The following is a 14,774-nucleotide window of genomic DNA, read 5'->3' as shown; positions in this document are numbered from 1 at the left end:
CCCGACGTTCCCGGTTATCCCTTTGAAAAAGAGGGCTTTTATAAAGGATACTGTTTAACCGGCAGCCAGCCGGCAATGGTGGATTTAAAAGGAGCCAGCAGATCCCAGAACCAGCGGTTTTGATCATGCCCGCTTTCGCCGCAATCTATGACGCTGCAGATTCCTTTCACCGGTGATAAAATTTTTTCAATCAATTTCGATTGTATCAGTCGTTCCATGTATTCCGCAAACTGTTCAACATATACATGTCCCCATATTTCGACAGCAAGAGAATCGGGGTTAATAGCAAACGGCTGCCGGTAATGTTGCTGATATGCACTGATTATTTCCTGTACCAGCTTTTCCGTAGCAGGCTCCGCCTGCCTGTTCAGTAATCTCTGCAATGCGGCATCATTTGTAATATGAACGGCGTGCGGCTCCAGACGAACTTCCACCCCACTTAAAAAAAGGATCATTAATGGTTATAAATTTTTCTATTGCGAACTGCTTGTTCAGATCTGAGGCCGGCCCGGTCCAACCCGGTTTCTTATGCCGTGGAAAGCCGGGAAATGCATCCTATTTCTTCATATCTTCCAGCTCTTTTTGCATACGGAACATCTCATCCCTCAGCCGTGCAGCCTCCATAAAATCCAGGTCTTTGGCGGCCTTTTCCATTTCTTTTTTGGTTCTGGCAATGGCTTTTTCCATCTGGGGAATGGTTTTGTAAACAGCCGGGTCCTCTGCCGCTACGGTAATCATGTCTTCATCAAACCCAATGGCGTTCCGGTCTTTTTCATCAAAACCTTTAATATCCAGCACAGAAGTTTGCTGGAATACCTGTTCCTTTGATTTTTTAACGGTACGCGGTGTAATATTATGCTCCATATTATAGGCGATCTGTTTTTCGCGGCGGCGGTTGGTCTCGTCAATGGTACGCTGCATGCTTCCTGTTATAGTATCGGCATAAAAGATCACCTTCCCATCCACATTCCGGGCGGCACGGCCCGCTGTCTGGGTCAGCGATTTCTCATTCCGTAAAAAACCTTCTTTATCGGCATCCAGGATGGCCACCAGGCTTACTTCCGGAAGATCCAGCCCTTCCCGCAGCAAATTCACGCCTACCAGCACATCAATTTCACCCAGGCGCAGCTGGCGCAAGATCTCCACCCGGTCCAAAGTATCCACTTCGCTGTGGATGTATTTTGATTTGATATTGATCCGGTGCAGGTACTTGTCCATTTCCTCCGCCATGCGTTTGGTTAAAGTGGTCACCAGTACCCGATCCCCTTTTTTTACCGTTTTATCGATCTCATCCAAAAGGTCGTCGATCTGATTGATGCTGGGGCGGATCTCAATAGGCGGATCTAAAAGACCTGTAGGACGTACTACCTGTTCTACGATCACACCTCCTGTCTTCTCCAGTTCATATTTGTCCGGTGTAGCCGAAACAAAGATCAGCTGGTTCTGCAGGTTCTCAAACTCGTGAAAGTTTAATGGCCGGTTATCCAGCGCGGAAGGCAGGCGAAAACCATAATCCACCAGGATCAGTTTCCGGCTCCTGTCACCCCCGTACATCCCGCTGATCTGCGGCATGGTCTGGTGACTTTCATCAATAATGGTGATATAGTCTCTGGGAAAATAATCCAGCAAACAGAAGGGCCTTGTTCCGGGATTGCGGCGGTCAAAAAAGCGCGAATAGTTCTCGATCCCATTACAATAGCCCAGCTCTTTGATCATTTCCAGGTCGTACTCCACCCGTTCTTTTATCCGCTGTGCTTCTATCAGCCGGCCCTGCTGTGTAAAATAATCCACCTGGGCCTGCATTTCATCCTGTATCTCAAACAGCACCTGGTTGATCACATCTTTGGGCGCTACATACAGGTTAGCGGGAAAAATGGCTGCATTTTCCATTTTTCCGATCCTTTTGCCGGTAACCACATCAATACTTTCAATTTGCTCGATCTCATCCCCGAAAAAAGTGACCCGGTATCCGAAATCCAGGTAGGGAATATTAATATCCACCGTATCGCCCTTTACACGGAATGTGCCTCTTGTAAATTCCAGCGTGGTGCGCGTATAAAGAGAATTGACCAGCGCATGTAAGAACCCCTGGCGGGAGATGGTTTGACCCCGGTCAATACGGATGATGCCATTTTCATAATCGGTGGGGTTACCCATACCATAAATGCAGCTTACTGATGCCACCACAATAATATCCCTCCTGCCGCTCAGCAGGCTGGTGGTGGCCCGCAGGCGCAGCTTGTCCAGTTCCTCGTTGATGGCAAGATCTTTTTCGATATAGGTATCGCTTACCGGCATATAGGCTTCCGGCTGGTAGTAATCGTAATAAGATACAAAATATTCTACTGCATTTTCAGGAAAAAACTGCCGGAACTCGCCGTATAGCTGGGCTACAAGGGTTTTGTTATGGGTAATAATGAGCGTAGGCCGCTGTACATTCTGGATTACGTTGGCCATTGTAAAGGTCTTACCACTACCGGTAACCCCTAACAGGGTCTGGTATTTTTCTCCTTCCAGAATGCCTTCTGTCAACTGCCGGATCGCTTCCGGCTGGTCTCCTGCGGGAGGAAATGGGGTATGTAATTTAAAAGGCATTGAATGCGTTTGTTGTCTATTGTTATCAGGGCTTTAAATTTTTGACCTGGCCCATAGCCCAGGACTCAATAAAACACTTTGTCATATGGATTGGTTCGGTAATTGCCTTTTCAGGTACTGTGAATAGTCCGTTTGAAGAGCCCTGTATGCCTCTGTCATAAAGGGTGAGGAAAACATAAAGTCGGCCGTGGCGGCATTACAGGCCACCGGCAGGTTGTAGGTGGCTGCTAGCCGGAGTAAGGCTTTTACATCCGGGTCATGCGGCTGCGCTTCCATCGGGTCCCAGAAAAAGATCAGTACATCCAGCCTTGCTTCTGCAATCATAACGCCGATCTGCTGATCCCCACCCAGGGGACCACTTAATAGTTTGTGTACGGGCAGATGCAATGCTTTTTCCAGCATATTACCCGTGGTGCCTGTAGCAAACAGCTCATGGGCAGACAATTGCTCTTTACAGGAAAACGCCCAGGCCAGCAGTTCTTCCTTCTTATGATCATGCGCTACCAGCGCTATTCTTTTACGGGCTTCCAGGATCCGGTCCATAATTTGCATTTAGGAGGTTAAAGATAAATCAATCTGTTTTACTGTTGCATTTTCTGTTTTGCTGTCGTTTTATATAAAAAATTCAAAAATAATTTGTTATGAAGAAAACTGTTTATGTGTTGGTTATAAGTGCACTTGTTTTTTTTCTTGCATCCTGCAGCTCTACCAACCCGCGGTATATAAACAGCCCGGCGGTGTACAATGCCGTTTTTTTCCGTGAGAAAGGAGATCTGAAGCTGACGGGAGCCTTTGCTGCCAATCCCGATGATCTTTTTAACAATCCTGATCTTGATAGTAATCAGCGGCATACAATCGACCGGAACCTCGGCTTTGATGTGCAGGCGGCGTATGCGGTTACCGATCATTTCCTTATTCAGGCAGCGGGCATGCGCCGGTTTGAAAAAGATCTTTATAACAATGATGACCTTATGGACGGGAATAAAGGCAGCAAGATCAGCTACACCCGTTCCATGATAGAGGTGGGCGCAGGTTTTTACACGGAGATGGGAGGCTCCGGTAAAGTATATTTTAACGGAGTGCTGGGCGCCGGGTTCGGGTCCTCAAAATCCACGGATACAGGCACACCAACGGAGCGCAGGCATTATTTTGACTTTGATTTTATAAAATACCACCTTACCCCGTCATTTAATTTCTTTTTTACGGAAAACGCCCGTTTATCCGTTGCACCACAGTTTTCCCTGCTGACCTCCAATAATATCCGTACCAGTTATTCTGAGGAAGAGCAATCCATGCTGGGATATACCAGTATGAAAAATAAAGGCCGCGTATTTTTTGAGCCCAGTCTGCTTTTTCAGGCAGGGTTTCCCGGCATTTCCTGGATGAAGCTGGATGTAGGCGCACATTTTGCCACCAATCCGTTAGCCGCCAGCACTCATGAAGACAGTCCGCCGGCGGTATATGAGAACAGGGAAGTGCGTTCCAGAAGGTTTTTGCTTTCGCTGGGGTTGTCCTTTTATCCTTTTGAAGGAAAGCGAATGCGATAAGAGGAAATATCTTTGGATTTAAAACTATTTTACTTTAAATCCAAGCCCCCTTTAATTTTTGCGCAATCCAACTAAAGCGAAAAATGTATAACGTGTGCACCACGTTGTTTAGGTAAGAAAAAATCTGATGCCAATATAGAAAATGGAAGCAGCATTAAACAATATACAATTAGAGATCCTGAAACTTTTTTCCACTGATCAAAGTGAGGAAGATTTAAAGAAGCTTAAGTCTTTGCTCATTACTTATTTAAGCGATAAAGTGGTACGTGAAGCAGATAAAGCAGCCGAAATCCACAACTATACCCGGGATATATTTGAGCGCTGGAAAGAAGAGCATTTTAGAAAATCAGCATGATAAGATATGACAGTTGCTCTTGACTGTAATATATTGGTGATGAGCCTTACTTCACTGCCCCCTATCACGTCATTTACCAGTCTTTGGCGAAAGGAAACTTTGATCTCGCTGTTTTTTCTGAGATACTATTTGAATACCAGGAAATAATAGAACAAAAGTTTAGTGTATCTACAGCTAATGCATTTATTTCACTGCTGAAAGAGTTGCCTAATGTACATTTTTATACCGCTTTTTATAAATGGCTGTTAATTGATGAAGATGATAATAAATATGCAGATTGCGCTATTGCTGGCAGGGCTTATTATCTTATTTCAGAAGACAAACATTTTAAACTGTTGAAAACAATAAGCTTTCCTAAAGTATCACTTCTTTCAATAAATGAATTTATGGCCCTTTCAACTAAGAACAAGAAAAAATAAGATTTTTAATTACGTTGAATTAGCTACAAATATGCTGCTTTGCCGACATCAAAATGAAGCGAAGATTGTTTTTATATGGTTGGTTATCTGTCGTAGTTGCAGATAAAGACTGAATGAGATGCTATTTTTGAGTAGTACACCTAACTTTTACAATAAGAATTACAGGTGTTGAACTGAGCGTAGCAAGTAAAGATCAATAGTAGTACAACTGCTGGTCACAAAAGACATAAAAACCGTGTCAATCAGTTAAATTTGCATCCCGTAAACTTTATTACGGCCTATATTAATATGATGACCAGTACCGAGATCCGGCAGGCTTTTTTAGACTTTTTTAAGAGTAAAGGACATGAAATTGTGCCTTCTGCGCCCATTGTAGTAAAGAACGACCCGACACTGATGTTTACCAATGCGGGCATGAACCAGTTTAAGGATTATTTCCTGGGCAACAGGCAAAGCCCTTATCCGCGTGTGGCAGATACCCAAAAATGCCTGCGGGTAAGCGGTAAGCATAACGACCTGGAGGAAGTGGGGGTAGATACCTACCACCATACCATGTTTGAAATGCTGGGCAACTGGAGCTTTGGCGATCCTGCCCTGCCAACGGCAGGATATTTTAAGAAAGAGGCGATCGCCTGGAGCTGGGAACTGCTCACGGAGGTACTAAAGATCCCCAAGGACCGCTTATATGTTTCGGTTTTTGAAGGAGACGAAAAGGATGGGCTCCCTTTTGATGAAGAAGCGGCGGATGAATGGAAAAAATGGATTGCGGAAGACCGCATCCTGAAAGGCAATAAAAAAGACAATTTCTGGGAAATGGGCGATACCGGCCCCTGCGGTCCCTGCACGGAAATTCACGTAGATTGCCGGCCGGACGAAGAGCGCCGGCAGGCAGACGGAAAAACCCTGGTGAATGCAGACCACCCGCAGGTGATCGAAATATGGAACAATGTGTTTATGCAGTTCAACCGCCTGAAAGACGGCAGCCTGCAACCCTTACCGGCCAAACATGTAGATACCGGTATGGGCTTTGAGCGGCTGGTGCGGGTACTGCAGAACAAAACATCCAACTATGATACAGATGTTTTTACCGGAACGATTGCCGCGGTTGAAAAGATCACGCATAAAAAATATGATGGCAGCGACAGTAAACAGGCGATTGCATTCAGAGTACTTGCAGACCATATCCGGGCTGTTGCCTTTACTATTGCGGATGGACAATTGCCTTCCAGCAACGGGGCGGGGTATGTAATCCGCCGTATATTGCGCCGTGCCGTTCGGTATTATTATTCCTATCTTAACTACCAGCAACCTTTGCTGAATCAATTGGTGCCGGTGATTGCGGAACAGTTTAAAGATGTTTTCCCTGAACTGGAACAACAGCAGGCTTTTGTGCGTAAAGTCATCAAAGAAGAAGAGGAATCTTTTCTGCGCACCCTGGAAAAAGGGCTGAAGCGGATGGACGAACTGATATCCGGGAAAACGGCCGGAACTCTTGCGGGAAAAGATGCTTTTGAGCTTTATGACACTTACGGATTCCCTATTGACCTTACCCGGCTGATCGCTTCAGAAAACAATATGACTATTGATGAGCCCGGTTTTGAGGCTGCCATGCAGGAACAGAAAAACCGCAGCCGTTCTGCAACGACTGTTGATACAGAAGACTGGCAGCAGGTGCACGCGGAAGCACCGGTCACTTTTGTGGGGTATAACGACCTGAATGTGTCCACGCGCGTTATCAAATACCGTAAGGTAAAAACCAAAGGAAAGGAACAGTATCAGTTGGTACTGGAAACCACGCCCTTCTATGCCGAGAGTGGCGGCCAGATAGGCGATACCGGTACGCTCACTTTTGGAAACGAGCGCATCCGTGTGAATGATACCAAAAAAGAAAATGAGCTGATCATTCATCTGGTGGATAAGCTCCCGGCAGATATTGACGGTCCGGTAACCGCTGTTGTAGACTTAGAAAAACGATTGAATACTACCTATAATCATACGGCAACACATTTATTGCATGCCGCACTGAAAGAGGTACTGGGGGCACACGTAAACCAAAAAGGTTCTTTGGTAGCTCCTGATGTTCTGCGCTTTGATGTATCGCATTTTGCCAAGATCACTGATGAGGAACTGCGCCGGGTGGAAATGATCGTTAATGAAAAGATCCGTGCAAACATCCCCGTGGTCATTAAAGAAATGCCCAAAGAGGAAGCGTTGCAGTTGGGAGCTATGGCGCTTTTTGGTGAAAAATATGGTGCTGTGGTGCGGGTGGTGACCATTGATCCGCATTTTTCCGTGGAATTATGCGGGGGAACGCATGTGCCCCAAACTGGTATGATCGGCCTGTTTGTGATCATCTCAGAATCTGCTGTAGCTGCCGGGGTAAGGCGGATCGAAGCCCTTACGGGGCCGGCCGCTTTCCGCTATATCAGCGAAAAGATCGCCGGCTACAAACAGGTGGGTGAATTGTTAAAGACCGCAGATCCCTTAAAGGCGATTGAGAAACTGATCACGGACAAAACAGCGCTGGAAAAGAAAGTGGAGCGACTGGAAGCAAAAGAGCTGGTGGGCATCCGTAATGAGTTGCTGCAAAAAGATGAGATCATCAACCAGGTAAATTTTATCGGCGCCATTGTGGAAGTAAGCACCCCGGATGCATTAAAAAAGCTCTGCAGCGATCTGAAAAATCATTTACGGGATTTTGTGATCGTGCTTTGCGCCAATATAGGAGGCAAGGCCGCCGTAGCCGTTGCTGTTGCGGATACGGTAGTTGCTGCTAAAGGGCTGGATGCAGGTCAGGTTATTAAGCAGCAGGTAGCGCCTTTGATCAGGGGAGGCGGTGGTGGTCAGAAAACGCTGGCAACTGCCGGCGGACAGGAAGCCGGGAACCTGCAGCAGGTGATCGATGCGGTTAAGAAATTGATGAGTTGAGACTTATAGTTGACAGGAAGAGAGCGTGTTTATTAACTTCAATGTCATATTTTGCATGTCCTTATTCCGTTTTATACCCGACCGGTCTGATGTGGTACAGGATCAGAACAGGCCTGATGAAAAAGGAACGTTCCGTGAATGGCTGTATATTACCGTTTTTCAGTCCAGCACAGTTGCAGGAAAGATCTTTGATATCGGATTATCGGTTCTGATCCTTTCCAATATTATCCTGCTGATGCTGGAAAGCGTTCCCTCGATTTCAGCAAAATATGAACCTGCTTTTCAGAAATTCGATGTTTTTTTCCTGGTTATCTTTTCCGGGGAATATCTCCTGCGCCTGTATTGCGTCCGTTCCGCAAAAAAATATGCCGCCAGTTTTTATGGCGTTATTGATCTGATGGCCATTTTGCCTTCCTATATGGAATTCCTTTACCCGCAATGGCATGTGTTTATGATTGTGCGCTGTTTCCGGCTGCTGCGCATTTTCCGCATCTTCCGGATGGTCAGATTCCTGGATGAAAGCAGGATACTGATGCTGGCCCTTATCAGGGGGTTCCGGAAGATACTGGTGTTCCTGTTCTTTGTGCTGTTATTGGCCATTTTCCTGGGCTCCTTAATGTATGTTGTGGAGTTTCAGAAAAATTCGGGTTTCAATACCATCCCGCAAAGCATTTACTGGGCCATTGTTACGATTACCACGGTTGGCTATGGAGACGTAGCACCGGTAACAGCCACCGGAAAGGTTATTGCCTCCTTTATTATGATCCTGGGTTATGCTATTATTGCCGTGCCTACCGGCATCCTGTCTGCATCAGTAATCCAGGAGGAAAAAAGGAACCAGGGAAGACGCTGCCCCCAATGCCAGGTGGCCGGGCATGATAAAGAGGCTATTTACTGTAAAAACTGCGGCAGTAAGCTGAGCGAACAATAACCCGTTATTTTAACATTTCCGAAGTTTTTCGTATTTCATGAAAAAGGTATCTTTGAAGTACGAAAGTGAACGTATAACTAATTAGATAAATAAAAAATAGTTTTTACTAATGAGGTCTTATTATTTTCTGTTTGCATTACTGCTGCCGGGTTTTGGATGGGCGCAATCAGACAATCAAAACAAAGAAGCCGAGCAGATCATTATAACAAAAAAAGGAACGGCCGATGGCAGGATGAATATTGTGGTTGACGGCGATAAAGTTACAGTAAACGGTAAACCGGTAGACACGGATAAGGATGCCGATATTTCTGTACAAAGAAAAAAAATCAAGGACCTGGATGTATACAATGATGATGACGGGCAGTTTGGCCGTGGCCGTTCCTTTAACAATTTTAATGGAACCTGGCAGCAGATGCCGGCACCAAACAAAGCCATGCTGGGTGTAGTTACACAAAAAACAGATGATGGAGTTACAGTAATAAATGTGACCGGGGAAAGCGCTGCAGATAAGGCGGGCCTGAAAGAAGGGGATATTATTACCCAGGTAGACGGAACAACCATTACAACTCCCGACGGCCTCTCTTCGGCAATAAAAGATAAGGATCCGGGCGACAAAGTATCCATTACCTATAAAAGGGACGGTAAAACATTTACAACAAGCGCAACGCTTACAAAATGGAAAGCGCCGGAAGGTAACGGATACTTTAACCAGGGTAATGGTAATACTTTTTCCATGCCGCCCATGGATCTTAATGAGCTCTTCCGTCAGATGCCTAACCAGGGAAGAAACAGGAATTACCGGTTTTACAGCTATCCGGATATGGATTCCGACAGCCCTAAAATCGGTATCCGCATCCAGGAGCTGGATAAAGGCGATGGGGTAAAGATCCTGGAAGTGGAAAAAGGCTCGGATGCGGACAAGGCCGGTTTAAAAAGCGGGGACATCATTAAAGAGATCAATGGCCGGACTATAAATTCAACAGATAATGCAGGCCGGGTGATCAGAGATAACAGGAAGTCTTCCCTGGAATTTAAGATAAACCGTAACGGGCATAACCAAACAATAACCGTAACCCAGCCTTCCCGTATAAAAACGGCAGATCTGTAAAATTCTTTAAACCTTTTTGAACGTAAAATGTTATTGCTAATAGCATAGTACAGATAAGTACTGATAGTTTTTAAGTTTTCGTGATTTAGGGTTTAAAACCGCCCCGGTTTGTATCAGGGCGGTTTTATTATGCCTGCTTGCGTATCTTCGCGGACCGGAATCATCATTTTTTAAGGCATTTATGGATTTGAGCGAAAAATATGAAGTGGTAATTGGCCTTGAGGTACACGCCCAGTTACTTACCAGTAGTAAACTATTTTGCGGGGACAGTATTGCTTTTGGAGCTCCCCCTAATACACATGTCAGCCCCATTACGCTGGCTCATCCCGGCAGTTTGCCCAAAATGAATGAAAAAGCCATAGAGTATGCCGTAAAGCTGGGCCTGGCCTGTCATTGTGATATAGAGCAAAAAAATTATTTCGCCCGCAAGAATTATTTTTATCCTGATCTGCCCAAAGGGTACCAGATCTCCCAGCACACAACGCCCATTTGCAAGAATGGATTTATTACCGTAAAGACCAGCAGTGGCACAAAGAACATACGCCTGAACCGTATTCATATGGAAGAAGATGCCGGAAAAAGCCTGCATGATGTAGATGCGTATAATACAGCTGTTGATTATAACCGGGCTGGCACTCCCCTGGTAGAAATTGTTACTGAACCGGATATCCGCAGCAGCGAAGAGGCTTTTGCCTATATTACCGAACTGCGCAAACTGGTCCGTTATTTAGAAGTATGTGACGGGAATATGGAAGAAGGCAGCCTGCGTTGTGATGCGAATATTTCTGTGCGCCTGAAGGGAGCAGAAAAGCTCGGAACCAAAGTAGAAGTGAAAAACCTGAACTCCATCCGGAACGTAAAAAAAGCGATTGATTTTGAGGCAGAACGGCTAATGAACCTGTTGGAAAAAGGGGCCACCATCCGCCAGCAGACCCGCAGTTTTGATGCGGGCAGCGGAACTACTTTTGCCATACGTGACAAAGAAGATGCAGAAGATTACCGCTACTTTCCCGATCCTGACCTGCCCCCCTTTGATTTAAAGGATGCGTACATTGCGGCTATCCGCAGCAGGATCCCTGCTTTACCTGCCGAACGCATACAGCGGTATACTTTGGAATACCAGTTGCCGGAATATGATGCACAGGTAATAACAGAAGAGCGGGAAGTGGCCGATTATTTTGAAGCTATCATTCAGCAGTGCAGCAACTACAAAGCAGCCGCCAACTGGATGCTGGGGCCTGTAAAGAACTGGCTCAATGAGCACAATACCCCTATCAGTTGCTTTCCCATAAAGCCGGATCAAATTGCCGGCCTGGTTGATGTGGTAGGTTCTGGCAAAGTAAGCTTTTCCATTGCTTCTACAAAGCTCTTCCAATTGCTGTTACAGCACCCGGATGAAACGCCCCTGGCTTTAGCGGAAAAAAATAATCTGATCCAGCAATCAGCTACAGCGGACCTGGAACCGGTGGTGAACGCTGTTCTGGAACGCCTTGCGGATAAAGTAATTGCCTATAAAAAAGGCAAAAAAGGCTTACTGGCCCTTTTTGTAGGTGAAGTGATGAAACAGACAAAAGGGAAAGCAGATCCTAAAAAAACCAATGAGCTGCTACTGGAAAAGTTAAAATAAGACCTGTAAAGACCTATACGGTTTTATAAACCGTATAGATTTTAATTTTATAAAATGAAGCATTTAATCTATATAGTGTTTTTGGCGATCCTGTTTGCAGGATGCAAGAATGAACATAAGAAAACCTTTACCGTTAACGGTACTGTTGCAAACACGCAGGAGAAAAGGATGTACCTGGAAGAGGTTCCGGTCGGATCTATGCAGCCTGTTATTGTAGATTCTGCTGAAATTGAAAATGGAAATTTTACACTGAAAACAGAAGCTGCTGAAGACGTGATCTACAATCTCCGGCTGGGACAGCTGGAGTATCCGGTTGCTTCTGTAATCAATGATGTGCCCGCTGTAGAAGTGAGCATTACCATGAGTAAATTAAATCCGGCCTTTCCGGAAGGCTACGAAGTAAAGAACTCTCCGGCCAGTCAGGTGATGAAGGAGTACCTGTTCAGTTTTCAAAACAAGCTGATTCCTGTTATTAATGACACTCATAAAATAGACAGCTTGCAACACATTCCCAAAATGGCAGACAGCACTATTGCAAAGGTCAGGCAGGACCGGGATCAAAAGGGCGCTGAGCTGAGGGAATATGCGCTTGGAGAAATAAAAAAAGCAGCCAACCCGGCTCTGTCCATCTTCCAGCTCGGCTTTTACCAGTCTTCTGCCAATAACCCTGAACTGGGCCTGAAACCCCTGGAGGACGATCTTGTGTTTTCTTTAATAGATGGTATTACAAAAAAGTACCCGGACCATGTGGCTGTAAACGGTTTAAAATTAAACCTGCAGCAGGCACGGGAAGCGGAAAAAAACAGATCCCTGGTCGGCAAGCAGGCGCCGGAGTTTACACTGCCGGATGCAACCGGCAATTCGATTGCTTTGAGCTCATTTCGCGGAAAATATGTGCTGGTGGATTTCTGGGCAAGCTGGTGCCGTCCCTGCCGCGCAGAGAACCCCAATATTGTTGCTGCCTATAATAAATATAAAAACAAAGGCTTTACAGTGCTGGGCGTTTCGCTGGATAAAGATGATTACGAGTGGAAAAATGCCATCCGGAATGACCGGTTGACCTGGTCCCAGGTGAGTGACCTGAAGCAATGGGAATCTGCTGTGGTGCCCCTCTATGGCATCAGCGCTATACCCTTTAATATTCTGGTTGACCCGCAGGGGAAGGTGATCGCAGAAGGCCTGCGGGGCCCTGACCTGCAAAACAAGCTGGCCACTCTTTTCCCATAGTATGTTGCTATTCAATAAGTTACTATTATTTACAAGAAGTTGTTATCCAAATTTTGATTTTTATGGATTATATTCCATAAAAAATATCATTTTTATGGAATTAGTTACTAAAAATATTTTAGTTTTGTGGATTACATTCCATAAATATGACTAAAGATATTGTTAGGGATTTAGAAAATGTTCTATATAACCGGGCAGATTATAAAAAAGCGATCCTGCTGCTGGGACCCCGCCAGGTGGGAAAAACCACCCTGGCAAAGCTTTTAGGCAACAAACTGTCATCCGATTATATCTATTTTAACGGCGATGAAATACAAACCCGCAGTTTGTGGCAATTGCAGCAGGTGCCCCTGTTAAAACAAACCATCGAGAAGCACCCTGTAGTGATCCTTGATGAAGCACAGATGATTGAGGACGTAGGCATCATCTGTAAGCAACTCATTGATGCGGATCTGCATAAACAGTTCATTATAACAGGTTCTTCCATGTTAGATATTGCTCATTCCACCCAGGAGCCCTTAACCGGCAGGAAATGGGAATATTATCTTTACCCTATCAGTTACGCTGAGTTATACAGGCACCAGGGTTTCCTGGAAACCAACCGCAATCTTGAATCGTACCTGGTTTACGGAACCTACCCGGAGGTAGCCAGCCATCTGCCCAATGCAGTGGAGCTGCTCAACAACCTCACCAGCAGTTACCTGTATAAAGATGTGCTGGCCCTCACCGGCCTCAGGAAACCACAATTACTGGACAGGATCCTGCAGGCCCTATCCCTGCAAATAGGAAGCGAAGTATCCCTGAATGAGCTGGCCGGGCTGGTGGGCGCCGATGTAAAAACCGTGGATCAATATATTTACCTGTTAGAGCAGGTGTTTGTGGTATATCGTCTCAACGCTTTCTCCCGTAATCTCCGCAATGAGATCAACCGCAAAAAAAAGATCTATTTTTATGACAATGGCATCCGGAACGCCGTTATAGGCGATTATAAATTTCCTGGTTTGCGCAATGACCTGGGGGCGCTATGGGAAAACTTTCTCATTACCGAACGTAAAAAATTATTAGCCTACCATGGCTTTTATGGGCATACCTATTTCTGGCGCGATAAACGTTCCGAGATTGACTATATTGAAGAGATCGATGGTACATTATATGCCTATGAGTTTAAATGGAGCCCCGGGGCCAAAGTAAAGTTTCCCAATTCGTTTACAGCAACGTACCAACCCAGGGAAACAAAAGTGATCCACCGCGATAATTATCAGGAGTGGTTAAATGCATATCCTTATTAATGAAATGTCCTTGAAAAGACGCAATAAAGATCTGTTTACAAAATATTAACCTGCAATCTTAACATAGATTATTTTATTGCCTGCTTTGGGGCATTAATTTTGTACTCTATTCTATTACAAAAAATTATAAAACTATGGCAAAATGGACGCTTGATCCGATGCACTCGGAAATAGGTTTTAAGGTAAGACACCTCGTAATATCCAACGTATCAGGAAAGTTTACAAAATTTGAAGGAACAGTCGTTGCAGATAAGGAGGATTTCAGCGATGCAAAAGTTTCATTCAGTGCTGATGTTAACAGTATTTCTACAGGTGCGGAGCAGCGGGATGAGCATCTGAAAGGGCCCGATTTTTTTGATACCGCTAATTATCCCAAACTGACTTTTGAATCAACAGCCATTACGTCAAAAGGCGATAGCGAATTTGAGTTGACCGGTGATCTTACTTTGCATGGAGTAACAAAACCGGTTACCCTGCAGGTAGAATTAGGCGGCGTGGGCCCCAATAATTACGGGCAGACCATTGCGGGGTTTGAGCTGACCGGCAAGATCAATCGTAAAGATTTTGGATTAACCTGGCACGCGGTTACAGAAACCGGAGGTGTGGTGGTAAGCGATGAAGTAAAGCTGAACATTAGTGCAGAACTGGTAAAAGAAGCATAAGCCCCTGCGGGGAATGCAGCATAAGAAATTTTAAATGTAGAATGTAAAAGAGGTTCTCTTTCGCATTCTACATTTTTTATTGGTTA

13 protein-coding genes are annotated in these 14,774 nt (G+C 45.2%); 10 read left to right on the top strand and 3 right to left on the bottom strand.

Annotated elements, in window-relative coordinates; translation table 11 throughout:
• Positions 1–38: 38 nt before the first annotated feature.
• From A8C56_RS22515 to A8C56_RS22505, 3 genes are all read right to left on the bottom strand, one after another.
• Positions 39–455, bottom strand: coding sequence for a hypothetical protein (locus A8C56_RS22515; RefSeq protein WP_067760900.1), 417 nt, complete (start codon positions 453–455; stop codon positions 39–41).
• A gap of 100 nt (positions 456–555) precedes the next feature.
• Entirely contained in the window at positions 556–2,595 is a 2,040-nt protein-coding gene (gene uvrB, locus A8C56_RS22510) for an excinuclease ABC subunit UvrB (protein WP_067760898.1), read from the bottom strand.
• Positions 2,596–2,676: 81 nt separating this feature from the next.
• On the bottom strand, positions 2,677–3,138 hold the full coding sequence (locus A8C56_RS22505) for a methylglyoxal synthase (protein WP_067762451.1): 462 nt from the start codon (positions 3,136–3,138) through the stop codon (positions 2,677–2,679).
• Positions 3,139–3,236: 98 nt separating this feature from the next.
• Here A8C56_RS22505 and A8C56_RS22500 point away from each other — a divergent pair, with 98 nt between their 5' ends.
• The 10 genes from A8C56_RS22500 to A8C56_RS22455 all read left to right on the top strand — a co-directional run bounded on the left by A8C56_RS22500 (position 3,237) and on the right by A8C56_RS22455 (position 14,688).
• Positions 3,237–4,142 (top strand): hypothetical protein, encoded by a 906-nt coding sequence (locus A8C56_RS22500; protein WP_067760896.1) that lies wholly within the window; start codon positions 3,237–3,239, stop codon positions 4,140–4,142.
• A gap of 142 nt (positions 4,143–4,284) precedes the next feature.
• Entirely contained in the window at positions 4,285–4,497 is a 213-nt protein-coding gene (locus A8C56_RS22495) for a hypothetical protein (RefSeq protein ID WP_067760894.1), read from the top strand.
• Positions 4,498–4,580: 83 nt separating this feature from the next.
• Positions 4,581–4,916, top strand: a complete 336-nt coding sequence (locus A8C56_RS22490; RefSeq protein ID WP_084490352.1) for a PIN domain-containing protein — start codon at positions 4,581–4,583, stop codon at positions 4,914–4,916.
• A 252-nt stretch (positions 4,917–5,168) separates the two neighbouring features.
• Positions 5,169–7,844, top strand: coding sequence for an alanine--tRNA ligase (gene alaS, locus A8C56_RS22485; RefSeq protein ID WP_245645660.1), 2,676 nt, complete (start codon positions 5,169–5,171; stop codon positions 7,842–7,844).
• A 55-nt stretch (positions 7,845–7,899) separates the two neighbouring features.
• Positions 7,900–8,775, top strand: a complete 876-nt coding sequence (locus tag A8C56_RS22480) for an ion transporter (RefSeq protein WP_084490351.1) — start codon at positions 7,900–7,902, stop codon at positions 8,773–8,775.
• A gap of 109 nt (positions 8,776–8,884) precedes the next feature.
• The gene (locus A8C56_RS22475) at positions 8,885–9,883 is read left to right on the top strand and encodes a PDZ domain-containing protein (RefSeq protein WP_067760892.1); all 999 of its coding nucleotides are present in this window, start codon (positions 8,885–8,887) and stop codon (positions 9,881–9,883) included.
• Between the two features lie 181 nt (positions 9,884–10,064).
• Positions 10,065–11,510, top strand: coding sequence for an Asp-tRNA(Asn)/Glu-tRNA(Gln) amidotransferase subunit GatB (gene gatB, locus A8C56_RS22470; protein ID WP_067760890.1), 1,446 nt, complete (start codon positions 10,065–10,067; stop codon positions 11,508–11,510).
• Between the two features lie 54 nt (positions 11,511–11,564).
• Positions 11,565–12,737 (top strand): TlpA disulfide reductase family protein, encoded by a 1,173-nt coding sequence (locus tag A8C56_RS22465; RefSeq protein ID WP_067760888.1) that lies wholly within the window; start codon positions 11,565–11,567, stop codon positions 12,735–12,737.
• 146 nt (positions 12,738–12,883) lie between these two features.
• Positions 12,884–14,026: an ATP-binding protein gene (locus A8C56_RS22460; RefSeq protein WP_067760886.1), complete on the top strand. Its 1,143-nt coding sequence runs from the start codon at positions 12,884–12,886 to the stop codon at positions 14,024–14,026.
• 134 nt (positions 14,027–14,160) lie between these two features.
• Positions 14,161–14,688 carry a YceI family protein gene (locus A8C56_RS22455; RefSeq protein WP_067760884.1) on the top strand — a complete coding sequence of 176 codons (528 nt, stop codon included), beginning with the start codon at positions 14,161–14,163 and terminating at the stop codon, positions 14,686–14,688.
• Positions 14,689–14,774 lie beyond the last annotated feature (86 nt).

This window comes from Niabella ginsenosidivorans (assembly GCF_001654455.1).
GTDB classification, from domain to species: Bacteria; Bacteroidota; Bacteroidia; order Chitinophagales; family Chitinophagaceae; genus Niabella; species Niabella ginsenosidivorans.
The sequence above is the reverse complement of the archived record's forward strand: the minus strand, read 5'-3'. Positions and strand labels throughout refer to the sequence as shown.